The 23,462-nt window shown below is 34.3% G+C and carries 20 protein-coding genes and 1 pseudogene; 2 read left to right on the top strand and 19 right to left on the bottom strand.

All coding sequences use genetic code 11. From position 1 onward, the window contains the following. Positions 1-153: 153 nt before the first annotated feature. Positions 154-927 (bottom strand): glutamate racemase, encoded by a 774-nt coding sequence (gene murI / locus RAH41_RS16640; RefSeq protein WP_331224035.1) that lies wholly within the window; start codon positions 925-927, stop codon positions 154-156. A gap of 854 nt (positions 928-1,781) precedes the next feature. Here murI and RAH41_RS16635 point away from each other — a divergent pair. Beyond that, positions 1,782-2,414: an NUDIX hydrolase gene (locus RAH41_RS16635; RefSeq protein WP_331224033.1), complete on the top strand. Its 633-nt coding sequence runs from the start codon at positions 1,782-1,784 to the stop codon at positions 2,412-2,414. A 43-nt stretch (positions 2,415-2,457) separates the two neighbouring features. On the opposite strand, the gene RAH41_RS16630 is transcribed toward RAH41_RS16635, so the two are convergent. The 4 genes from RAH41_RS16630 to RAH41_RS16615 all read right to left on the bottom strand — a co-directional run bounded on the left by RAH41_RS16630 (position 2,458) and on the right by RAH41_RS16615 (position 7,197). Next, positions 2,458-3,015 (bottom strand): DUF4240 domain-containing protein, encoded by a 558-nt coding sequence (locus tag RAH41_RS16630; RefSeq protein ID WP_331224032.1) that lies wholly within the window; start codon positions 3,013-3,015, stop codon positions 2,458-2,460. 212 nt (positions 3,016-3,227) lie between these two features. Beyond that, on the bottom strand, positions 3,228-3,662 hold the full coding sequence (locus RAH41_RS16625; RefSeq protein WP_331224029.1) for a GNAT family N-acetyltransferase: 435 nt from the start codon (positions 3,660-3,662) through the stop codon (positions 3,228-3,230). Between the two features lie 23 nt (positions 3,663-3,685). After that, positions 3,686-5,461 carry an ABC transporter ATP-binding protein gene (locus RAH41_RS16620; RefSeq protein WP_331224027.1) on the bottom strand — a complete coding sequence of 592 codons (1,776 nt, stop codon included), beginning with the start codon at positions 5,459-5,461 and terminating at the stop codon, positions 3,686-3,688. Beyond that, entirely contained in the window at positions 5,458-7,197 is a 1,740-nt protein-coding gene (locus RAH41_RS16615; protein WP_331224026.1) for an ABC transporter ATP-binding protein, read from the bottom strand. Before RAH41_RS16615 ends, RAH41_RS16620 begins: the two co-directional genes overlap by 4 nt. A gap of 599 nt (positions 7,198-7,796) precedes the next feature. Here RAH41_RS16615 and RAH41_RS16610 point away from each other — a divergent pair. Further along, positions 7,797-8,085: pseudogene (locus RAH41_RS16610) on the top strand (IS1595 family transposase); the annotation flags it as partial. 83 nt (positions 8,086-8,168) lie between these two features. Here the strand turns inward: RAH41_RS16610 and RAH41_RS16605 are convergent. From RAH41_RS16605 to pyrR, 14 genes are all read right to left on the bottom strand, one after another. Further along, positions 8,169-8,489 (bottom strand): hypothetical protein, encoded by a 321-nt coding sequence (locus tag RAH41_RS16605; protein WP_331224024.1) that lies wholly within the window; start codon positions 8,487-8,489, stop codon positions 8,169-8,171. Positions 8,490-8,758: 269 nt separating this feature from the next. Beyond that, on the bottom strand, positions 8,759-9,958 hold the full coding sequence (locus RAH41_RS16600; RefSeq protein ID WP_331224023.1) for a hypothetical protein: 1,200 nt from the start codon (positions 9,956-9,958) through the stop codon (positions 8,759-8,761). Between the two features lie 65 nt (positions 9,959-10,023). Then, complete coding sequence (locus RAH41_RS16595; RefSeq protein ID WP_331224022.1) at positions 10,024-10,749, bottom strand: YiiX/YebB-like N1pC/P60 family cysteine hydrolase; 726 nt, start codon at positions 10,747-10,749, stop codon at positions 10,024-10,026. Positions 10,750-11,152: 403 nt separating this feature from the next. Continuing rightward, on the bottom strand, positions 11,153-11,695 hold the full coding sequence (locus tag RAH41_RS16590; protein WP_331224021.1) for a DUF1572 family protein: 543 nt from the start codon (positions 11,693-11,695) through the stop codon (positions 11,153-11,155). A gap of 198 nt (positions 11,696-11,893) precedes the next feature. Then, positions 11,894-12,532: an orotate phosphoribosyltransferase gene (gene pyrE / locus RAH41_RS16585; protein ID WP_331224019.1), complete on the bottom strand. Its 639-nt coding sequence runs from the start codon at positions 12,530-12,532 to the stop codon at positions 11,894-11,896. Next, positions 12,529-13,242 (bottom strand): orotidine-5'-phosphate decarboxylase, encoded by a 714-nt coding sequence (pyrF, locus tag RAH41_RS16580; RefSeq protein WP_331224018.1) that lies wholly within the window; start codon positions 13,240-13,242, stop codon positions 12,529-12,531. Before pyrF ends, pyrE begins: the two co-directional genes overlap by 4 nt. Further along, on the bottom strand, positions 13,214-14,155 hold the full coding sequence (locus RAH41_RS16575) for a dihydroorotate dehydrogenase (protein WP_331224017.1): 942 nt from the start codon (positions 14,153-14,155) through the stop codon (positions 13,214-13,216). The genes pyrF and RAH41_RS16575 overlap by 29 nt, the downstream gene beginning before the upstream one ends. After that, the gene (locus RAH41_RS16570) at positions 14,152-14,922 is read right to left on the bottom strand and encodes a dihydroorotate dehydrogenase electron transfer subunit (protein WP_331224015.1); all 771 of its coding nucleotides are present in this window, start codon (positions 14,920-14,922) and stop codon (positions 14,152-14,154) included. The genes RAH41_RS16575 and RAH41_RS16570 overlap by 4 nt, the downstream gene beginning before the upstream one ends. Continuing rightward, positions 14,919-18,131: a carbamoyl-phosphate synthase large subunit gene (carB, locus tag RAH41_RS16565; protein WP_331224012.1), complete on the bottom strand. Its 3,213-nt coding sequence runs from the start codon at positions 18,129-18,131 to the stop codon at positions 14,919-14,921. Before carB ends, RAH41_RS16570 begins: the two co-directional genes overlap by 4 nt. Beyond that, positions 18,116-19,216, bottom strand: coding sequence for a carbamoyl phosphate synthase small subunit (locus tag RAH41_RS16560; protein ID WP_331224010.1), 1,101 nt, complete (start codon positions 19,214-19,216; stop codon positions 18,116-18,118). Before RAH41_RS16560 ends, carB begins: the two co-directional genes overlap by 16 nt. After that, the gene (locus RAH41_RS16555) at positions 19,213-20,499 is read right to left on the bottom strand and encodes a dihydroorotase (protein WP_331224009.1); all 1,287 of its coding nucleotides are present in this window, start codon (positions 20,497-20,499) and stop codon (positions 19,213-19,215) included. Before RAH41_RS16555 ends, RAH41_RS16560 begins: the two co-directional genes overlap by 4 nt. Continuing rightward, positions 20,483-21,394, bottom strand: a complete 912-nt coding sequence (locus tag RAH41_RS16550; RefSeq protein ID WP_331224007.1) for an aspartate carbamoyltransferase catalytic subunit — start codon at positions 21,392-21,394, stop codon at positions 20,483-20,485. The genes RAH41_RS16555 and RAH41_RS16550 overlap by 17 nt, the downstream gene beginning before the upstream one ends. 78 nt (positions 21,395-21,472) lie before the next feature. Continuing rightward, positions 21,473-22,771, bottom strand: coding sequence for a solute carrier family 23 protein (locus RAH41_RS16545; RefSeq protein WP_331224056.1), 1,299 nt, complete (start codon positions 22,769-22,771; stop codon positions 21,473-21,475). A 136-nt stretch (positions 22,772-22,907) separates the two neighbouring features. After that, positions 22,908-23,450, bottom strand: coding sequence for a bifunctional pyr operon transcriptional regulator/uracil phosphoribosyltransferase PyrR (gene pyrR / locus RAH41_RS16540; protein WP_056471028.1), 543 nt, complete (start codon positions 23,448-23,450; stop codon positions 22,908-22,910). Positions 23,451-23,462 lie beyond the last annotated feature (12 nt).

Below are 23,462 nucleotides of genomic sequence, written 5' to 3'. Positions count from 1 at the left end.
AAAGGGCACCATTTTTTCTGATTGTTGTAATACAAAATAGTCAATAGGGGAAACAGACTTAAAAAAGATTGACTTTAACAACTATTCGAGACTATACAATATGAGTTCTTTACCGAAACAGCATAAAAAAGATAAGCTAAATCAGCTTATCTCTTATCTTTCATTTTGTAAGTAGCTTAATGCCTGTTTTGTCTTCTCAATATATTCTATATCATTATTCGAACACATAAATTTGACATTTGTTTGACCAGTTTCATTTAATTGGCCATTTTCATCAAGAAGCTGGATTAATCTTTTTACAGTACCATTACTTCCATCCACAATTTGAACATCTTCAGGTAAAATCTTTTTTAAGATGTCTTTATAAAATGGGTAATGAGTACACCCCAAAACAATTGTTCCATATTGCTCAATATTAAATAATGAAAGCTTACTTTTAAAATAATCAATCATAAAATTCTCATCAAAATTTAATTCCTCACAATAATGAACAAGCTCTGGTAAAGGCAGTGAATCGACAATACTTAGATCGTCCACCCTAGATATAAGTTCATTATACTTTGTTTGCTTTAACGTTAGTGGAGTCGCGAATACTAACACTCTCTTACCAGTAGTTCTATTCATTTCAACAGCTGGCTTAACTGCCGGTTCCATACCGATAATCGGAAAATCATACATTTCTCTTAATTCATTTACTGCAATACTAGTTGCCGTATTACATGCAATTACAAGTGCTTTTACATCTTCTTTAATAATCGTTTCAACTGACTTTTTTACAAATGCACTTACCTCTTCCTTCGACTTAGTACCATAAGGAACGTGAAGAGTATCAGCAAAATATAAAAAATCTTCATTTGGTAATTTTTTCAGTGCCTCATTTAAGACTGTTAGCCCACCAATTCCTGAGTCAAAAAAAGCTATTCTCATTTCAATTCACCTAATAATTTTAATTTAATGAAGTCATTTGTGAAAGTGTCAACAAATCATTATATTACTCAAAAGGGACAAACTTTTACAAATATATAATACTAAATTAACCTAATTATGGATGAATGTAAACTTTTCAGAAAATAGTCAACACTTGAAGGGAGTAATTGCTATAAGAAACAGCGAATGTTGGGGGAAGCAACTAACTTTGTTATTCTAAATAGGTAACAAATTCCTATCTAATTTGTCAAAAGCCCCTTATTTGAACATCCTCTATTTTACTAAACAACAGTTTAACAGCTTAAAATAAATATTAGGGTAACCATTTTTGTATTATAAATTAACTTTCCAGTCTATATAATTAATTTTTACAAAAAGTGTCCCGCTATTATAAAAAATTATCAGGTTTAATAGAATAAAAAATTAATTCATAAGAGTAATACTACTTCCAGAGGCTGATCCTTATACGATAAGCCTCTGCTTTGTTTTTCTGGAAAAAAAGTTACAAATTAGAGGGGAACCTATATGTGATTGAAAACAATTTATTTGCAACGAACGCAGTTATAAAGTAGCCAATAGGCTGCTTTTTTGATTTTAAGATTAGTTCAAGAGCTAATCTCAAGTGAAAAGCTTTTGGTGCTAATTTATACTGAATTTAGTTACAATACTTTTATCAACTAGTAAATGATTTTTAATTAAGGTAAAAAGCTGTCTTAGGGTGTACCGCCTTTTTCTATATATAGAGAGGTGGAATTGTAAAAATAGCTTGATGAATCAAAAATATACTTCAATCCGAAAAATTATTTTATAATGAAGTACATGATCCATAGTTCAAAAACAAGGTGGTTAGTTAAATGAAAGAAGAATTGCTAAAAATTTTTGATGAATCTGGTAATCATATAGGAATAGCATCTCGAAGTGAAGTACATAAAAAAGGATTATGGCACGAAACATTTCATTGCTGGTTACTTAGTATAGTAGAAGACCAAGCTTCAATCTATTTTCAAATACGTAGTCATCAAAAAAAAGATTATCCGAATTTATTCGATATTACAGCTGCTGGTCATTTATTATCTACTGAAACAGTTCAAGATGGATTAAGAGAAGTAAAAGAAGAACTTGGAATAGAAGTAAAAATGGAAGATGTCATTCCTCTAGGCATCATTAAAAATTCAATTATTTTAGAAACGATTACTGATCATGAATTGAGTCATGTTTTTTTACTAAAAAGCAATAAACCTTTTACCGATTTCAACCTACAAAAAGAAGAAGTTTCAGGCATAGTGAAAGCTGATTTTAATCAATTTTATCAATTCGCACATGGATTAAGAGATACAGTAGAAGTTGATGGTTTTCAAATTACAGAAACAGATGAAAAAATTCCAATTCAAAAATTGGTAGATAAAAATCAGTTTGTATCTCACGAAAGTAATTATCTTTTAGTTGTTGTTGAATTAATAAAAAATCATATACATAATGAATTCTAATTTTAAGAGCCCTTAATCTGTAAAGGGCTCTTAGTCATTTTAATTAACCTAATGGATTTTCACCAAATCTTGCCCATAATTTAGGAAACATCGCTTCTAAACCATCAGTATCTTCTTCCTCCCAATCAAACTCGATTTCATTTGCAGGTTTTAAACCTTTTTGATCCAATTTTTCTAACAGCTCATCATAACTTTCATCGTCCCACTCGGTATCGCCAGTTTTAACTAATGTATATGCATCTTGTCCTACACTTAATAATTCTTCATATTGAGGATAACCTTCTTCATCCAGATTTTCATCATTTATGTAATTTGCCAAAAACTCATGATTTTCCATTACTTTATGATAAATTTCTTCACCTTGACTAATAAGCCAACCTCTAAAATAATCAAATGAATCATCTGAACATCCACCCATTAATATATAACCAGCAGCCCATAATCTTGATTGATAACTCTCATTCATTAAACCTTGGAAGTGAAAATCGAAATCCACAATTTCATTTAAATCTTTTTTACTTAAAGCCTCAATTAACCATTCGGCTTGCTCTTCTTTACTTTTAGACTCTTCAATTAAACCCCAAAACGCTTTTTTATTCACGGATTACTCCCCCTATATCAAGTTAACAAAACAATTTTAATTTTATCATACATTCTCCTTACTATTTTAGAGAAATAACGGTCAATAGAGAAAACATACACTAAGTAAACATGATTGATAATTAAGTTAACATTTTGGGCTAATTGGTAATTTAATTGACAAGATTGTTGATCAATAGGTTGAAAAAACCCTAAATTATTAGGGTTTTTTGTTCAATCAATATCTTTACTATAGGAATAAGATAGCTTTTTATACGCCATTTTATGTTCATAAAAACGGTGCGCATTTATTCTTTGAACACCAGATTGAAGTGTTACTAATCGACAGCCATTTCTTTTTCCAAAATCAGAAATAAAATCTAGTAATTTCTTACCGTATCCACCTGAGCGTTTACTTTCATCCGTCACTAAATCGTAAACAAATACATGTCTACCATTATAGAAATTTGTTAATATACTAACTCCAGCGACTGCAACCGTCACTCCTTGGTCTTCTAATCCAAATAATTGATAGCCTTCTTTTTGCATTTCTTCGTACAAATTAAAAAATGATTCTTCATTTAAGTGGGTACGAAGTTGTTTTAATACTTCAAAGCCTTTTCTTAACTCTTCTTTTGTTTCGTAATGTTTTATTGAAATATAAGTCATTCAAATTCTCCTTTTCAATCTTCTTACGATACACTAATTACATTTTCACCAGTTTCAGCTTCTCTTTTAAATAATCTTGAATAAACGCCATCTTTTTCTAATAAAGCATGATGCTTACCTTCTTCGACTACTTTCCCATTTTCTAGTACAACGATTCTGTCCGCTGTTAATACGGTAGATAATCGGTGTGAAATTACGATGACAGATTGTTTTGATTTTCGCTGTTGAATCGCTTCATTTATTTGCAACTCTGTAATCGGATCTAAAGCCGAACTTGCTTCATCTAAAATAAGAATGGGAGAGTTTTTAACTAAAGCTCTTGCTAAAGATAATCTTTGTTTTTGTCCACCAGATAATAGTGCTCCTCGTTCACCGATTGATGATGCAAGACCTTCTGGTAATGAATTTAAATAGTCTGATAATCCACTATCTTTTAGAGCCTGAATCATTTCATCATCTGTCGCCAATTCATTTCCTATACGAATATTATCTGCTAAACTACCATTTCTTAGCTGTACATCTTGCGAAACAAACGAAATCGCATTTCTAATCCACTTTGCATTTGCTTTTTCAATTGGTAAACCATCTACTTCAATTGTTCCATTATTTAACGGATAAAAACCTAATAACAAATCTACAATTGTTGATTTTCCAGCACCACTTGGTCCTACTACGGCCACCGCTTCCCCTGGTTTCACATGAAATGACAATCCATTTAACACAAATTCTTCCTTCGATGGATAGGCAAATTTAACATCTTTAAATTCAATTAACCCATTAACAGTACTTAATTTTTCACCTTCTTGTACTTCAAATTCTGAAACTTCTTCAGCTAACAATTTTTCAGAACGATCTAATGCTGGACCAGTTCGACGTACCGATAACCAGTTTCTTAGCATTCTTTGAATTTCATTAGCTGCAATGGTCACAAGTCCCCCTGCCGTATACATTTGCCCAGTTGTAATTTGATCATTTGAAATCAGTAAAACACTTATAAAATAGACTGCGGCTAAAGCAAATCCATTATAGCTACCGATTACAACAATTGATTGCATTCTTGCTTTTAATTCGACGATTGATTCCTTCATAAATGAATTACGGATATCGGCAACACTTTGAATCTCATAATCCGTTGCACCAAGTATTCTTGAAAGTTGGATCCCTGTTACTGATTCTCGTAATCTTTCTAAATAACGTGACGCTTCATTTCTAGCTTTAGCCGAAGCAATTCTAGTACGAGCACCAACTTTATTAGAGATCCAGTAAAATAAAACACCTAAAACTACACTCGTAATCATTAAATAAGGATTAATCCAAAGTAGGACAATACTGTATATAAATACTCCCTGCACAGAAGCCATAAAAGTAGAGCCTTCCCATGCTAAAAAGTTATGCAATGTATCTGGATCATCAGAAACTCGTGCTAATAATTCACCAGATTTCGATTGATGAAAATATGAATAAGGTAAAATTTGCAAGTGCTTAAATAAGCGAAGTTTTTGCCAGTTAGTAACTGATTTAGCAATATGATGACAAAAGTACTCATCAATGACCATTAAAATTAAATCTAGAATTGCAGCAATAACAAGTAACCACATTAATCCCCATAGTAATGCATTGTCATGATTTGGAAGTATATGATCAATTAGCCAACCTGTTCCTAGTGTTGGTATTAATGCTGCACAAACTTGACTTAAAGCAATTACAAATGAATCTGCAAATACCCATTTTTTATGCGGCTTGAGAAAGTTTATGACTCTTTTCCCATCGCCTATTTTTTTCGTATTTTTCTGCATCATACAGCACTCTCCTTTTCTAGTTCACTGTACTGTGCCATATATAATTGATAATACTGACCTTTTAATGATAATAATTCTTCATGTGTACCTTGTTCAGCAATACGCCCTTTATCTAGTAATAAAATACAATCTGCATCCTTTACTGTTACTAGACGATGTGCAATTGTAATGGTTGTACGACCTGGAATTAACTTTTCAAGCGAAGATTGTACCTTTTCTTCTGTTTCTCCATCTAATGATGATGTAGCCTCATCGAAAATTAGTACTGGAGGATGACGTAATATTGCTCTTGCAAGAGCTACTCGTTGTCTTTGACCACCAGATAATTTCAATCCTCTTTCACCAACAATCGTTTCAAAACCTTCCTGTAGTGACTCAACTAAATCAGATAAGTCCGCTGCTTCAACAGCAAGCCCAAGTTCTTCATCAGTTGCATTAGGTTTTGCATAAAGTAAATTTTGCTTTAATGTACTATTTAAAAGAAACGTTTCTTGAGAAACGACACCGATATTTTGGCGTAATGATTGATAATCATGAGAAGATAAATCTTTACGATCAACTGAAATCGATCCTGAAGAAGGCTCGTATAATCCGAGCAATAACTGAATTAAAGTACTTTTTCCTCCACCGCTTGAACCAACAATCCCAATATGTTGACCTGCTTTAATTGAGAATGAAATATCTTTTAGAACTTCTTCAGTTGAATTTGGATAAGTAAATCGAATATTTTTAACTTCTATATCACCTTTCACTTCTCCAAATTTCGGTAGATCATCAGGTTGTTCGGCAGGTAAGTCAAAGTATTCATATATTCTTTGAAGTGCTGGAATTGCTTGTTGAATTGTTAATGCATTTTCAGCTAACGAGCGGACAGGCATAAACATTGTTGGGATAAAACCTAGAACAGCAATTAATGTTCCAACTGTAATTTCATGCTGCCAGATCGAGTATCCACCAATTAACATAATGACCCCTGGCGCACCATTATTAAACACATTTCCTAAACGCCAATTAACCTTCCCAATTAAAGCCAAACGAATAGCAAATCTTTTCCAAACCGACAGCTTATCTTCTAATTTTTTATTTTCTTTATCCTGTGTTTGAAACGTTCGCACTAGACGAACAGCTTCGATACTTTCTTGTGTGTGATTATATAAATCAGCACTCATATCACGAGCTATAGCCCCCATTTTCCTTACTTTTTTACCAATCATAAATGAAGGAACTAAATAAATTGCAAATACAATAAGCATGACCACTGCAGCTGGCCAATATAAAGGAAACACCGCTATAAATGCTGCAATTGCCGCAATTACTTGTTGAATAAAACGAGGTATAACTGTATTATTCAAGTTTTGAACAGACTCCACATCATGCGTTAACCTATATAACATATCCCCGCGAGGCGTTGTCGAAAAAAACGTCATCGGTGCTTTTTGAAGCTTTGTAAATGCACGTAACTGCATATCTGTAATTACATCTAGACCAATTTTTACTTGAATAAATTCTTGTAATGATTCAAATCCAACTTTAAATAAGAATGAAAGCATAATCCCTAAAATTAAATAAAAGATCATCTTCGAATCAGGACCACCAACAATCTCATCGACCAATTTACCGGTCAAAATTGGCGGAATAATCGCAAATGCGCCAGCAATTAATGAACATGCAAAAGCAATTAGAAATACTTTCCAATACGGTTTAAAATGATTAACTGTTTCGATTAAAATTTTCATCCATTGCCATCCCCCTAACCTGTAACATTTTACAATATTTTCGAACTATTTTCACTATTTTAAATTCAGAATTAAGGAAAGCAGGCTGTAATGAATAGAAAGTGACTTACTCCTTTTCATTAGTACTGAAATCTTTTCTGTTATTCCTGCCTTTACTACTCTTAACTTCTTAAATACATTCTAATAATTAATTAAACTACTTTCTTCAATAAATTGATTGAACATTCTTACACTATAAGTCTTAAGGGAAATAAAAAAATCTACAACTTTTGTCGTAGATTTTAAGAGATCTTTTATTTGCTTGATTATAGATTTATTAAATAACGATTGTTTTTTATTTCAATATTTTAAAATCGTATGAATGAACTGTTTTCCCTTTTACTGATGACAAAATTTCCTCTACTCCATTCATTTGAACTTCATTTGTTTTTTGCCTGTTTCTAGAGAATATTGTTCAAAATAATATTTAACTTTCTTTTTTGAATCAAACCTTACCACAAACATTGAATCATTTTTGAAATATGTTTGTTCTCCATAGCGATTCGGACCTTTTCGTGGATTTTCAATTGTAAATTTCTTTTTGACTCTATTACTAGTTGTCTTTGTTATGCACTGATACGGCAACGAATTATAAAAAGTTCGCTAAGATAAAAGGATTACAACACGAAACAGTCATTGAGCGACAAATACAGCGTGTAAAGAAGGGAATTTATCCCATTCAACACGTTAACAACTTTCATAATCGCTTAAAAAAGTGGATAATACTGGTTCCGCTGGCTTGATTTTGGGAAAAATGTGGCATTTGAAAATCGAGTCGAACAAATGCTTATTTCAGCGTGTCAAAAATCCAATTATACTACCGTCAACATTTTAAAAGGTTTTTCATAAAGGAAAAAACCGTCAATTGACGACTAAAATGGGCTATATTTGAAATACCAAAAAGTAAAATTCTTTTTAATCATATCAACTTTTTAGACTGACTTATATTTAATTTTCCTGAATAAATAGAATGATAACATTCCTAATAAAAGATATATGATTACTGGAGTAACTATATTTCCTATATTATACCATATTGACATAGGTAGAATAACTGCAGCAGCTGATAGCGTGAAGCCAACTATCATACTTCCTTTTGAATTTGAATAAATAATGCCCTGAATAATGAATATTATTGGGAAGAGTAAATATATTCCTAAAATTATATATTTACTTTCAGAAAACATAGAATCTATCCAAATAAATGCTAATAAAACTATACTTGGTAATATTGTTGCAAGGAATTTCTTCATAATCATTCCTCCATTCATTTGAAATTACCCATTAGTGTTTTATACACAAAATAGGATAAATTTATAAAATTATTCATAAAAAAACAACAACCTTTACGAAAAGAGCATTTACAATAAATGGCGAAACTCTAATCTTGTTAATAATCTTGTTAACAATAAAATAACAACTGAAAATAACAAGTAAGCTAGTTAAACATAGTATGATCTATTTATATTTTCTTTTCATTTTTTTCCTAGACTATACTAAAAGGCAATAAGTCAAACTGTTCTTATTTCAATATTTTAAAATCGTATGAATGAACTGATTTCCCTTTTATTGATGACAAAATTTCCTCTACACCTTTCATTTGAACTACCTTTGTTTTTTTGCCAGTTTCTAGAGAATACTGTTCAAAATAATATTTAACTTTCTTTTTTGAATCATACCTTACCACAAACATTGAATCGTTTTTGAAATATGTTTTTTCTCCATATCGATACGGACCTTTTCGTGGATTTTCAATTGTAAATTTCTTACTCACTTTATTACTTGAAGTATCCACTGTGTAAACATCACCTAATCCATTGGCAAAGAAAAGCTGCTTTCCATAAAGATAGATCGAATGATTAAGGCTGTAAGGAATTGTAGCGCTCAATTGATTGATCGTTTTATTTTTATAGGAAACAATTGTGATTATATCTTGCTTTAATGTTTTTTTATTTATTCGCATCAGTACTTCATTCGAATCCTTTAAATTTCCTTCGTTACTTTCCCCAAGTACCATGTAGTAATAATTTTCATCACTAATAATCTGTGAGCTAGGACCGTAGCTGTTATAACCAGATCGTTTTTTAAGCTGAGTTAAATCTTTTATTTTTAGTTTGTTGTCCTCAAAACTAACTTTACGTAAATTAAAAGTTTCATTATCTTCTGTCATAATAAGTATTTCATTTTTATCCAAACCCGATGTTAATATATAATGGGGTATATTTCCTTTTTCAAATCCTTTGTCATTCCCATATAATATATTTGAAGCATAACCATTTTTTACAAAGCCCGAATTAAAAATAGTAAAATACAAATTTAGACTTTTTAAATAACCTGTTCGTTCTCCTGTATGTTGATACTTCATTTTAACTTCTTTATACTTATTCCCAATTAAACGTAGTGTATCTTTATCCTCTAATAAAAGGCCAGTTTCTCCTAACCCAACACTACCAAGTTCTAATCCTTTCATTTTATACCCTCTAGCTACACCGTCATCATCAACAAAGATTGCGATACTGATCCCTCTATCATCCATATCTTGGTCAGCTGTAGTAGAGTAATATAAGACGGCTTGTTTATCGTCTAAAAAATTCTTATTTCGAATAGTCTCCTCTTTTAAAATAAATGGAGAAACTCTAATCTTATTAACGACAATATAACTACTGTAAATAACAAGTAAGCAAGCTAAAAATAGTATGATAGATTTATACTTTTTATTCATTTTTTTCTCCTAGGCTATAATAAAAGGCAATAAGTCAAACTGTTCAACTTATCGCCTTATAAAATTTATATCTTACGGACTAGCGTTGTATCTTTTGCATCACGAACATCCCTCGGATAGACACCTAATCCTTTGTCTTTATCTAAATCTAAGTCCGCTTTTAACTTATATGCAGACCATACTAACTTTGCACAATTTTTATCACCAGTATGACTTGTATTACGGTTATTTGCAAAATTGTAAGAGTAGTCATCTTTACCTACTCGACTGTATGCCCAATCGGCAGCTGCATTACGATTAGCAGTTGAAGTGTTAACGGATTTGACTTGTGCATCTCCTTTGTCAACTAGTCTATCTTTGTAATTTAAATCACGAACTCCCACTTTTGGAACAGATTCGACTACAATTTTATCAGTATAATACATTCCTACATGTCCATGATTTAAATAAGCAGTTTGTGATGCCGTATAGTAAATCTGTCCTTTTACACCTGTTCCAACCGAAACAGTACCACCACTGCCCCCTCTAGCTTGCAATTTTTTTTCTGATAATCCCTGAGCTTCGTCTTGTTTAAGCTCATTAAAAAGTTGTTCTAATATAACTTCTTGCTTATCACCAGTGTTTTCAGAAATGGATTTTACATCCTTTAACAATTCTTTTTCTGTAACATCGGGTTGTAATGCTAAAATTTCATTTACATAAGGTAGATCGTTTGTATTAGCATAGCTAATAGGTGTGATAGAAAGGACTAAACTAGCAGATAAGATACTTACTCCGATTATTTTTTTCATTCATACATCTCCTTTTACAAATAATTTTCTATATTTGAAATAGAGAGTGATATGTGTTGTTTATTAATTTTAATGTCGTATCATTCATCACAATTCTATACAAGAATATTATATAAGGAAAAGTTTACTAAAATTTACTAAATTTTAGTCTCTTTTGTGACACTTTTTAATTTCTTGAAGTATGGATAAACAAAATTCAAACCGTAATAGTACAGGGTAAAGTGAAACATAAAGCTAGAAATTTTTAAAGAAAACTCGCAAATTTGAGAGCTTTTAGGGGAAAACAGAGGGCTAGTTGCAGTAATATTTTTACTAAAATTGGCAACTACGACGAGTTTGCTTCACTGCTGCCAATTTATACTTTCTTAATACGTAAAAAAATCTACAACCTAAGTCGTAGATTTTAAGATTTTTTATTTGTTTCATTTAATTTGTTTTCTAAGAATTCTTGAGATTTCCCTTTTGGAATACTCAAACTCTTAAATTTGTCATTTTTAATTAACTTTGCTATATAAACAATTTGACCAATATGATTTGCGTAATGACTAATTTGTCTATGTATTGCTTGTAATACGGAATGATCTTCTCCACGAATTTTAATCGTTTTTAACACATCTTCTTCTTGTAGACTTTCTAACGTGTTAAAAACAACATTCCATCCTTTATTCCAATCAGCTAACAACTCATCCTTTGATTGGTAAATCCCCTCAAACTCAACGTCACGATTTCGCCATGGTTTTTCACCATCTGCTGTGAGAAAATCTGTCCATCTAGAAATCATATTACCACTTAAATGCTTTACAATTATTGAAATACTATTCGATTCACTAGATGGTTGTAGGTGCAATTCTTCATTATTCAGCTGTTCCATCGAACGATCACCAAGTTTTTTTATTCCTTTGAATTCCTTTAAACTATTCGTTAGAAATTCTTTTTCAATTGACATACTTGACCCTCCAATTTTAAAGTTTCTTTCAATCAATTGTATGAATAGTTTAAAAACTTATTAATTATCTATCAAATCATTTGGTTCGGTTTATGGTATTAAGTTTATATCCTTTTTATTTGCAGTCCACTTCTTTAATTAAACTCAACGTTAACAAAAAAAGATGACTCCAAAAAGTCATCTTTCTTACTCTAAGTATTAAACTTCAACAGTCATCCAACTAGCATCTTGTGGATTTTTTCTCCATGCAGTTAGTTTTGCTACATGTTCTGCTTCGATTGAGCCTTGTTCTTTTGCTACTTCAACTAGTGTGTCATAGTCAGTTAGAGAATAGTATGTTACGTCGTTTGCATCAAATTTTTCTACTGCTGCTGGAAGATTGTATGTGAAGATTGAGACTACTCCTAGTACTTCACAGCCTGCTTCGCGTAAAGCTTCAACGCATGTAATTACGCTGCCGCCAGTTGAGATTAAATCTTCTACTACTACTACTTTTTGTCCAGTTTTAATTGGGCCTTCGATTTGGTTTCCTTTGCCGTGACCTTTTGCAGAGCTTCGTACATAAACCATTGGTAATTCCATTAAGTCACTTGTCCATGCTGCGTGTGGAATTCCAGCAGTAGCTGTTCCCGCGATTACATCTACGTTACCAAATTTAGCTTGGATTAGTTCAACTAAGCCTTTTGCTATATTTTTACGAATTTCTGGATAACCAAGAGTTAGGCGATTATCACAATAGATTGGAGATTTGATCCCTGATGCCCAAGTAAATGGAGTTTCAGGTTGAAGGCTTACTGCCCCAATGCTTAATAAGTTTGCTGCGATATTCTTTTTCATATTGTTACGCCCTCCCATTGTGCAATTACTTCTTCATATGCTTCTACTGGATTTTCGCTTTTTGTAATACTGCGTCCTACTACAATATAGCTACTTCCAAATTGTCTAGCTTTCGCTGGAGTTGTTACACGTACTTGATCATCTACACTATTATCCGCTAAGCGAATACCAGGTGTTACAGTAAGGAAGTTGTCACTTTTAACTGCTGCTTGCACTAACTCTACGTCAAGTGGAGAGCAAACTACACCGTCAAGACCGCTTGCTTCTGTTATAGCAGCATATAGCTTAATTGAATCCTGTAAAGAAGACATTCCTTGTTCATGGATTACTTGTTCTTCTGAAGTACTTGTTAGTTGTGTTACCGCAATTAGTAATGGTCTTTTTTTACCAGCTGGAGTGCCTTCTTCTAGACCTTCTAATGCTGCCTTCATCATTTTCGTTCCACCAGCTGCATGAACATTAACCATGTCTACTTCTAGAGATGCGATATTTTTCATTGCATGTTTTACTGTATTTGGAATATCATGAAGTTTTAAATCTAGGAAGATTTGATGTCCTAAATCTTTTAATTCCTTTATGATCGCTGGACCCTCTTTGTAAAATAGCTCCATCCCTACCTTTACATATAGAGACTTTTGAAATTTTTTTACAAAATTCATTACTTCATCTTTTGATGAAAAATCAAGCGCGATGACCACTTGTGATGACATGTTGTTTCCAGCTCCTTCCAATACATTCTTCAATTGACTGATATCCATATTTTTGTAGCACTTCAGGTAGTTCATCTATGATTGTTGGACAAACAAATGGATCAACGAAGTTTGCCGTACCTACACCGATCGCACTTGCTCCTGCTAGGAAAAACTCTAGTGCATCTTCTGCATTCATAACCCCGCCCATTCCGATGATTGGGATGTTTACTACTTGGCTTACATCATGAATCATACGAATCGCTACTGGTTTTATTGCAGGGCCTGATAATCCACCAGTTTTATTAGCTAGAATTGGTTTACCAGTTCTTAAATCTAGTCTCATCCCTAGTAATGTATTGATCATTGTTAAACCATCTGCTCCAGCATTTTCAATTGCTTTTGCGATTTCAACAATATTCGTTACATTCGGTGATAATTTTACGTATAGCGGAACTTCGCTAACTTCTTTAACTTTTTTAGTTACTTCAGCCGCTGTTGCAGCATCCGTTCCAAATGCAATCCCACCACATTTTACGTTTGGACAAGAAATGTTTAATTCGAGCGCTTTTACATTACTTACTTTTGAAATTTCTTTTGCGACTGTTACATAGTCTTCAATCGTTGATCCAGCAATATTTGCTACGATTGGTACATCATAATTTGATAACCATTTTAATTCGCCGTCAATTACTTTTTCTAAACCAGGATTTTGAAGTCCAATCGCATTTAACATCCCCGCCCCTGTTTCAGCTACTCGAGGTGTTTCATTTCCGTAGCGTGTTTCAACCGTTGTTGCTTTAATCATAATAGCTCCAAGAATACTTAGATCGTAAAGATTTGCAAACTCTCTACCAAATCCGAAGCAACCAGAAGCTGGCATAATAGGATTTTTTAAATCTAAGCCAGGAAGTTTTGTTTGTAATGAAATCATAGTACTACCTCCTCAGCTTGGAATACTGGTCCATCGCTACAAATTTTACGATAAGACCCGTCTTCAGTATGGCAAACACATGCGAAACAAGCTCCAATTCCACAACCCATTCGTTCTTCAAGTGATATATAGCCATTCTTCATACCTTTATATTGCTGTTGTAAAGCTTTTAACATCACTGTTGGACCACATGCAAAGTATTGATCAAATTGAAGCTCTTTTTCACGAATTACATCTGTTACGAAACCTTTTGTTCCTAGAGTTCCATCTACTGTTGCCATAAAGGTTGGTCCTAATTCCGAAAATTCTTTTTCATAAAAAGCTACATTACTTGATGCAAATCCTAACACATGAATTACATTTACACCACGCGCTTTAAATTGCTTTGAAAGTTCATACATCGGAGGTACTCCAATTCCACCACCAACTAATAGTGCTGTATCTCCTTCTGAAAGAGTTTCAACATCATAACCTTGACCAAGAGGGCCTAGTACATCAACTTGCTGTCCAACGCTTGCTTCTTTTAAAAGCTTCGTTCCTTCACCTTCTGCGCGGAATATCATCGTGAACTCACTTTTCTCTTTGTCGACCCGACATATACTGATTGGTCTTCTTAATAGTGGCGTTAGTCCACCAGTCACTTTTATATGGACGAACTGCCCAGGAGAGTGCATCTCCTGAACTAGTTCACCTTTTAATGTCATTTCGACAATTTGATGGGCAATTTCTCTATTTGAGACAATTGTCATGAGTTCTTTTTTTATCATACTAATACGCCAGCCTTCATTTCTTTGTTTGGTAGTGCAGAAGTTGAGAATGTTAAGCTTTCAATTACTGATAATATTGCAGTCGCTGTATCTAGTGAAGTTAAGCAAACTACTCCGTTTTCAACTGATTCACGACGAATTCTGAATCCATCACGAGCTGGTTTTTTACCTTTTGTTAATGTATTGATAACAAACTGTGCGTCTCCACGCTTGATCATATCTAGCATATTGTCTTCATGTTCGTTAATTTTGTTTACCGCTTTTACTGGTACACCGTGATTTTCTAAATGATTTTTAGTTCCTTCTGTACCGAATACTGTAAATCCAATTTCATGGAATCGTTTTGCGATATTTACTACTTCTTCTTTATCTTTATCAGCTACTGTAATGATCACTGAACCGTGTGTTGGGATTTGCATTCCCGCAGCAATAAGTGCTTTGTATAATGCTTTTTGAAGACTTACATCTTTCCCCATTACTTCTCCAGTTGATTTCATTTCAGGGCCTAATGTTATATCTACTGAGCGTAGTTTAGCGAATGAGAACACTGGTGCTTTTACATATACTTCATTTCCTTCTGGGTGATAGCCTGTTTCATAACCGAATGAAGCTAATGTTTGACCTAAGATAACTTTTGTTGCGATATTGGCCATTGGTACATTTGTAATTTTACTTAAGAATGGTACTGTACGGCTTGATCTTGGGTTTACTTCTAGTACGAATACTTCATCTTTATCTGTTACAACAAACTGGATGTTAAGTAATCCTTTGATATTTAAGCCTTTCGCTAGTTTAATTGTATAGTCGATTAATTTTTCTTTCGCAGCTTTTGATACATTTTGTGTAGGGTATACTGCGATTGAATCTCCTGAGTGAACCCCAGCACGTTCGATGTGCTCCATAATACCAGGGATGTATACATCGATTCCGTCAGAGATTGCATCGACTTCAATTTCTTTACCAGTTAAGTAACGGTCTACTAATACTGGATGTTCTGGATTGATTTTCACTGCATTTTGCATGTAGTGAAGAATTTCTTCACGGTGGTAGACAATCTCCATCGCACGTCCACCTAGTACATATGATGGTCTTACTAGTACTGGGTAACCAATTTCATCAGCAATATCTGCTGCTTCTTCAGGTGTCATTGCTGTTTTTCCTAGAGGTTGTGGTACTCCTAATTGTTGAAGTGCTTCTTCAAACTTGTCTCTGTCTTCAGCTCGATCTAAATCTTCAAGTGAAGTTCCAAGAATTTTTACACCACGTTCTACTAATTTACCTGCAAGGTTAATAGCTGTTTGACCTCCGAATTGAACAACTACTCCCATCGGTTTTTCTAAGTCAATAATGTGCATAACGTCTTCAATCGTTAATGGCTCGAAATATAGTTTGTCTGAGATACTGAAATCAGTTGAAACTGTTTCCGGGTTGTTGTTTATAATGATTGCTTCGTATCCAGCTTCTTTAATTGCTCTTACACAGTGTACTGTTGCATAGTCAAACTCGATCCCTTGACCGATTCGAATTGGACCAGAGCCAAGAACTACTACACTCTTCTTATCCGTTACAATTGATTCATTTTCAATTTCGTATGTTCCGTAGAAGTATGGTGTTGTAGATTCAAACTCAGCCGAACATGTATCAACCATTTTATATACTGGAATGATTTGGTTTTGTTTTCTAAATTCGTATATTTCTTTATTTGTAGCTTTCCATTGTGATGCAATGTAATCATCACTGAAGCCCATTTTCTTAGCTTTTAAAAGTACATCTAGTTCAAAATGGTTATCTTTAATTTGGTTTTCCATTTTAATGATGTTTTCAATTTTGTGTAAGAAGAAGAAATCAATTTTTGTGATATCGTGAATTTCTTCTAACGTCATACCTGTTCTCATTGCTTCAGCAACAATGTAAAGTCTTTCATCGTCAGCTTTTGCCATGCGAGCAATCATTTCGTCTTTAGTCAGTTCTTTTACTGCATTAAGCTCGATATGACTTATTCCTAATTCTAGGGAGCGTACTGCTTTTAATAATGACTCTTCAAGTGTTCTACCGATCGCCATTACTTCTCCAGTTGCTTTCATTTGAGTTCCTAACTGACGGTTTGCTGTTTCAAACTTATCAAATGGCCAGCGTGGAATTTTTGATACGATATAGTCTAATGCTGGCTCGAAGCATGCATAAGTTTTCTTTGTAACTGGGTTAATCATTTCATCCAATGTTAAGCCTACTGCGATTTTTGCTGCTAATTTTGCAATCGGATAGCCTGTTGCTTTTGAAGCAAGTGCACTTGAACGTGATACACGTGGATTTACTTCGATTACATAGTATTGGAAACTATCTGGATCAAGAGCAAGCTGTACGTTACATCCACCTTCAATTCCTAAGGCACGAATGATTTTTAATGATACATTTCGTAACATTTGATATTCGCGGTCACTTAATGTTTGAGAAGGAGCAATTACGATTGAATCTCCTGTGTGAACACCTACTGGATCGATGTTTTCCATGTTACATACTACAATCGCATGGTCATTTGCATCACGCATTACTTCATACTCGATTTCTTTAAAACCAGCAATACTTTTCTCTAATAGACATTGTGTTACTGGGCTATTTTTTAATCCGCTTGCTACGATTTCTTTTAAATCTTCTTCATTGTAGCAAATTCCTCCACCTGTTCCACCTAGAGTAAAGGCTGGTCTTACGATGATCGGGTAACCGATTTTTTCTACGAAGTCGTACGCTTCTTCTAAAGTATGAACGATTTCACTTTCTGGTACTGGCTCGCTTAAGTCGTTCATTAATGTTCTAAATAAGTCACGGTCTTCTGCACGGTTAATTGCTTCTAGCGTTGTACCTAAAATTTGTACTCCACACTCTTTTAAAACGCCAGACTTATCTAGTGCTACCGCTAGGTTAAGTCCTGTTTGACCTCCTAGTGTTGGTAGAAGTGCATCTGGGCGTTCTTTACGAATGATTCGACTAACGAAATCTACTGTTAATGGTTCAATGTATACTTTATCTGCTGTTTGTACATCCGTCATAATTGTTGCAGGGTTTGAGTTTACAAGAATTACTTTGTAACCTTCTTCTTTCAATGCCTGACAAGCCTGTGTTCCAGCATAGTCAAATTCTGCTGCTTGACCGATTACGATTGGTCCTGATCCGATTACTAAGATTGTTTCAATGTCTACGCGTTTTGGCATTGTAAGTTCCCCTCTCTTTTCTGTGCTTCCATCATGTTAATAAATTCATCAAATAAATAGTTTGCATCTTCTGGTCCAGGTGATGCCTCTGGGTGGTATTGTACTGTGAATGCTGGGTATGTCTTATGTTTAAGTCCTTCTACAGTCCCATCATTTAGTGCAACATGTGTTACTACTAAATCAGTTCCTTCAATTGAATCCATTTCTACAGCATAGCCATGGTTTTGTGAAGTGATTGCTACTTTTCCTGTTTCTAAGTGTTTAACTGGATGGTTCGCACCACGGTGTCCGAATTTAAGCTTTGAAGTATTGCCTCCATTTGCTAGAGCAAATAATTGGTGTCCTAAGCAAATTCCGAATAATGGTACTTTGCCTACTACCTCTTTAATCATTTCGATTGCAACTTGAACATCTTTTGGATCTCCAGGCCCATTACTTAACATAATTCCATCTGGAGCAAGTAAGAAAATTTCTTTTGCTGAAATATTGTATGGTACGACTGTAACGTCACATTTGCGGTTTGTTAATTCTCTTAAAATACCGTGTTTCATACCGAAATCTACTAATACTACTCGGTGCCCTCTACCTGGACTTCTATAAGGTTTTTGTGTTGAAACTCGTTCAACATGGTTTGTGAATAGTGGTGCATTTGCTAATTCTGCAACTACTTCATCAACATTTGCTTCCATGCTGCAGAATTTACCTTTCATCGTTCCAACTTCACGAAGCTTTTTCGTTAACATACGTGTATCGATTCCTGCTAAACCTGGAATTCCTTTATCTTTGCAATATTGATCCAAGCTCATTTTGTTTCGGAAATTTGATGGATGCTCAGCATATTCTTTTACAATTAAGCCATGTACTGCTGGTACGATGCTTTCAAAATCCTCTAAGTTGATACCGTAGTTCCCTACTAAAGGGAAAGTGAATGTTACGATTTGTCCACAGTAAGATGGGTCAGTTAATACCTCTTGATATCCTGTCATACCTGTTGTAAATACGATTTCTCCCGTTGTTTCAACTTCGCTACCAAATCCTTCTCCTACAAAAACTGTTCCGTCTTCTAATATTAATTGACGCATCATACTGTTAGTTCCTCTCTTTCGTATACTAATTTGCCATTTACCATAGTCATTACTGGCCAACCTTTACAGTTCCAACCATTAAATGGTGTGTTTTTACCTTTTGAAAGGAATGTTGTTGAATCGATTTCCTCTTCTAAATCTAAGTCGATTACAGTTAGGTCTGCTATCGCTCCAACTTCAATTTTTCCTCTGTTTAGGTTAAAAACTTCAGCAGGTTTAGTTGTTAAAAAGTTTATTACTTGTTGTAAAGTCATTTTACCTGTTTCGACAAAATGAGTGTTTAATAATGGAAAAGCAGTTTCTAGCCCTACAATTCCAAACGGTGCTAATTGCATTCCTTGAGCTTTTTCCTCTTCTGTATGAGGTGCATGATCTGTTGCAATCATGTCGATTGTTCCATCAAGTAATCCTTCGATTAATGCTTCTCGATCGACTGCACTTCTTAAAGGAGGATTCATTTTGAAATTTGTGTCTAAGCCTGGAATATCATCTTCACAAAGAATTAAATGGTGTGGAGAAACCTCTGCTGTTACATTAATTCCAGCTCGTTTTGCATCGCGTACTACTCTTACTGATTCTTTAGTGCTGATATGGCAAACATGATAGTGACAACCTGTAGCTTCAGCTAATAGAACATCTCGAGCAATTTGAACACTTTCACAGATTGATGGGATACCATTTAGTCCATTTTCTTTTGAAAACTTACCTTCGTGAACACAACCTTTTTGAATCAGTGTGTTTTCTTCACAGTGTGCAACGATTGAAACATTTAGTTCAGCTGCTTTTTGCATTGCTTTGTACATCATTTCAGCAGATTGAACTCCTACACCATCATCTGTGAATGCAAAAGCTCCATTTTCTTTTAAGCCTTCAAAGTCTGTTTGCTCTTCACCAGCTTGTCGGATCGTAATTGATGCATATGGTAATACGTTTACGACTGCTGTTTCTTCTATCTTTTTGTTTAATGCGCTTAAGTGCTCGATTGTATCTGGTACAGGTCGAGTATTTGGCATTGCAGCAATTGTAGTAAATCCTCCTCTTGCCGCTGCTTTCGTACCTGTTTCGATTGTCTCTTTATGTTCACCACCCGGCTCACGAAGATGCACATGAACATCGATTAAACCTGGTGAAAGCAATTTGCCGTCTAATTCAATTTGCTTTGCCTCTTCATCAATGACTGTTTCAGCGATTACTGAGATCTTTCCATTAACTACTAATACGTCTCGATTTAGAAGTTCACCATTTTCTTGTAAGATGACACCGTTTTTAAACAAGTACTTCATTTTTCATCTCTCCCCATACTGTTGGTAAGGCTCTTTTTAACACAGCCATTCGTACAAATACGCCATTTTCCATTTGCTTGAAAATTCTTGATTGCTTGCATTCAACCAATTCACTTGCAATTTCAACATCTCGATTAAATGGTGCTGGATGCATGATAATGCTTGTAGATTTCATTTTTGCTGCTCTTTCAACTGTTAGGCCATGCTTTTGCAAGTAATTTTCCATTATGTGATTTGTCTCTTCGTCGTGTCTTTCATGCTGTACTCTAAGTAGCATCATGACATCAACTTCTTCGACTAATTCATCTAAATTTTTATATGTTCCATAAGTATTTTTATCATCTTTCCATTCATCAGGACTTGCGAAGTATACTTCTGCACCTAATCTAGTTAGTGCTTCAGCATTAGAGCGAGCAACTCTTGAGTGTCTTAAATCTCCAACAATTGCTACTTTTAATCCTTCAAAGCTGCCATATTCTTGTTTAATTGTAAGTAAGTCAAGTAGGCATTGTGTTGGGTGATTTCCACATCCATCGCCGGCATTCAGGATTGGCATTCCTGCATCTTTTATTTCTTGAAAATACTCGTCTTGTGTATGACGGATTACAACTGCTTCAACTCCAATTGCTTGAAGGGTTTTAACTGTATCATATAAAGTTTCACCTTTTTGAATGCTTGAGCTTTCAACAGCTAGGTTGATTACTTCAAGACCAAGTTTCTTTTGAGCTACCTCAAAGCTAAAGCGGGTTCTCGTACTATTCTCAAAAAACAAATTTGCAACAAATGTCTGACGTTTCAGGCTACTTATTTCTCCATTTGCAAAGCTTTGTGCTTCGTTCAGCAAATCTTGAATTTCTTCGATTGTTAAATCAGACATGGTTAATAAATGATTCATCCGTCATCCCCCTAAATGAATTTCATCTCTTTTATTTTGGATTCTTATCATTGTAAGAATGCCCCATTAAAATGTCTATTATGAAGTTAAGCTCTCATCTTTGCTTTCAATTGTACGATCGCCACCAATGTTTTCTGGTAAGACTAAATTTAATACAACTCCGATTAAAGCTGATAAAGCCATTCCTTCTAATGCGAATTGTTTACCAATGTGTATTGCTGCTCCACCAATTCCTAGTACAAGTATGACTGAAGCGATCACTAAGTTACGTTGTTTAGCGAAATCGATTTTGTTTTCAACTAATACTCGTAATCCGCTTGAAGCGATGATTCCGAAGAGTAGGATTGAGATACCACCCATTACAGGTGTCGGAATTGAGCTAATTACCGCTGAAATTAAACCGCTGAATCCGAATGATATCGCCAAAATCGCAGCACCAATAAATACGTATACGCTGTAAGCTCTTGTGATTGCTAGAACACCGATGTTTTCTCCGTATGTTGTAGTTGTTGGTCCTCCAATTAAGCCTGCTATCATTGTTGAAACTGCATCTCCGAATAATGACTTATCTAATCCAGGATCTTTAATTAAATCTTTTTCTACGACACTTCCTAGTACAACTTGGTGTCCAATATGTTCTGAGATTGTCACGATTGCTACAGGTACAAAGATGATCAGCAACTGGAAAGTGACATGCGGTGTGTAATGAACAAATGGGACTGAGAAATCAGGAGCTGCTATTAAATCTGCTTTTTTAATTTCCGTAAAATTTACTACTCCAAAGAAGATTGATGTAATGTATCCACCGATAATTCCTACTAAGATTGGTATGACTGATAAGAAACCTCTTGTAAATAATGCTGTTATGATTGTGATTGCTAGAGTTATTAATGCAATTGCGATTGATGTTGAACTGTATTTGCCGTCTGCTCCATTCATTGCCATTCTAACCGCTACTGACGATAAGCTTAATCCGATTACGATAATTACCGGTCCAACTACGATTGGGGGTAATACTCTGAATAACCATTTCACGCCTACTTTGTTAATAATTAGTGCGATTACTGCATAAATAATACCTGTGATGAAAACTCCTACGAACGCTGCACCAGGTTCTAAATTTGTTTTCGCGTAGAACATCGGAGCGATAAAGGCGAATGATGATCCAAGGTAAGATGGTACTTTACCTCTTGTAATTAGTATGAATACGATAGTTCCAATCCCACTTGAGATTAGCGCGATTGAAGGATTTATGCCGATTAAGATTGGAGCTAATACAGTCGATCCAAACATTGCGAATAAGTGTTGTAAACTTAGGAAAATCCATTGACCTATATTCGGTTTTTCATTTATTTCAAGGACAGGTTTATGTTTCATCATGTTGTTTCCTCCAATTTTCCCAATAAAAAAACTCTTTGTGATTGTACACAAAGAGTCCAAGTGCGTTGCTTCAAATGGCAGCAACCAACTAGACCCTTTGTTAGCCTCTCTGGACCAAATTTAAAAGGGACTTCTATTTTTCAAATATACTTACTTTATCGTGGTCATCTGTTTCCTTTAATGCTACAACTACTTTTTCATTACTCGAAGTTGGAATGTTTTTTCCAACATAGTCTGCTCTTACTGGAAGCTCACGATGTCCTCGATCAACTAAAACTGCTAATTGTATTTGTGCTGGTCTACCTAGGTCCATAACAGCGTCCATTGCGGCACGAACTGTTCTACCTGTGTAAAGCACATCATCAACTAAAATTACTTTTTTGTTTGTTAGGTCTACAGGAACATTTGAACCCTTTACTAGAGGTTCTTTGTTTTCTGTCTTTGTCGATAAATCATCTCGATAAAGCGTAATATCTAAATCGCCCATTATTACATCTTTACCTTCAATCTGTTTAATTCTTTCTGCAATTCGTTTTGCTAGATAAACACCTCTTGTTTTAATACCAACTAAAACAACATTTTCAATACCTTTGTTATTTTCTAGCATTTCATGTGCAATTCTTGTTAAACCACGTCTAATCGCTAGTTCGTCTAAGATGATTGCTTTTTCAGTCATTTACCTTACCTC

The organism is Gottfriedia acidiceleris (genome assembly GCF_036421055.1).
Lineage (GTDB): Bacteria > Bacillota > Bacilli > Bacillales > Bacillaceae_G > Gottfriedia > Gottfriedia acidiceleris_C.
The sequence above is the reverse complement of the archived record's forward strand: the minus strand, read 5'-3'. Positions and strand labels throughout refer to the sequence as shown.

Coding starts and splice junctions, on each gene's coding strand:
- murI (WP_331224035.1), bottom strand. CDS start 927: ATGAGAATAGCTTTTTTTGACTCAGGAATTGGTGGGCTAACAGTCTTA.
- RAH41_RS16635 (WP_331224033.1), top strand. CDS start 1,782: ATGAAAGAAGAATTGCTAAAAATTTTTGATGAATCTGGTAATCATATA.
- RAH41_RS16625 (WP_331224029.1), bottom strand. CDS start 3,662: ATGACTTATATTTCAATAAAACATTACGAAACAAAAGAAGAGTTAAGA.
- RAH41_RS16620 (WP_331224027.1), bottom strand. CDS start 5,461: ATGATGCAGAAAAATACGAAAAAAATAGGCGATGGGAAAAGAGTCATA.
- RAH41_RS16615 (WP_331224026.1), bottom strand. CDS start 7,197: ATGAAAATTTTAATCGAAACAGTTAATCATTTTAAACCGTATTGGAAA.
- RAH41_RS16605 (WP_331224024.1), bottom strand. CDS start 8,489: ATGAAGAAATTCCTTGCAACAATATTACCAAGTATAGTTTTATTAGCA.
- RAH41_RS16600 (WP_331224023.1), bottom strand. CDS start 9,958: ATGAATAAAAAGTATAAATCTATCATACTATTTTTAGCTTGCTTACTT.
- RAH41_RS16595 (WP_331224022.1), bottom strand. CDS start 10,749: ATGAAAAAAATAATCGGAGTAAGTATCTTATCTGCTAGTTTAGTCCTT.
- RAH41_RS16590 (WP_331224021.1), bottom strand. CDS start 11,695: ATGTCAATTGAAAAAGAATTTCTAACGAATAGTTTAAAGGAATTCAAA.
- pyrE (WP_331224019.1), bottom strand. CDS start 12,532: ATGAAAAAGAATATCGCAGCAAACTTATTAAGCATTGGGGCAGTAAGC.
- pyrF (WP_331224018.1), bottom strand. CDS start 13,242: ATGTCATCACAAGTGGTCATCGCGCTTGATTTTTCATCAAAAGATGAA.
- RAH41_RS16575 (WP_331224017.1), bottom strand. CDS start 14,155: ATGATTTCATTACAAACAAAACTTCCTGGCTTAGATTTAAAAAATCCT.
- RAH41_RS16570 (WP_331224015.1), bottom strand. CDS start 14,922: ATGATAAAAAAAGAACTCATGACAATTGTCTCAAATAGAGAAATTGCC.
- carB (WP_331224012.1), bottom strand. CDS start 18,131: ATGCCAAAACGCGTAGACATTGAAACAATCTTAGTAATCGGATCAGGA.
- RAH41_RS16560 (WP_331224010.1), bottom strand. CDS start 19,216: ATGATGCGTCAATTAATATTAGAAGACGGAACAGTTTTTGTAGGAGAA.
- RAH41_RS16555 (WP_331224009.1), bottom strand. CDS start 20,499: ATGAAGTACTTGTTTAAAAACGGTGTCATCTTACAAGAAAATGGTGAA.
- RAH41_RS16550 (WP_331224007.1), bottom strand. CDS start 21,394: ATGAATCATTTATTAACCATGTCTGATTTAACAATCGAAGAAATTCAA.
- RAH41_RS16545 (WP_331224056.1), bottom strand. CDS start 22,771: ATGAAACATAAACCTGTCCTTGAAATAAATGAAAAACCGAATATAGGT.
- pyrR (WP_056471028.1), bottom strand. CDS start 23,450: ATGACTGAAAAAGCAATCATCTTAGACGAACTAGCGATTAGACGTGGT.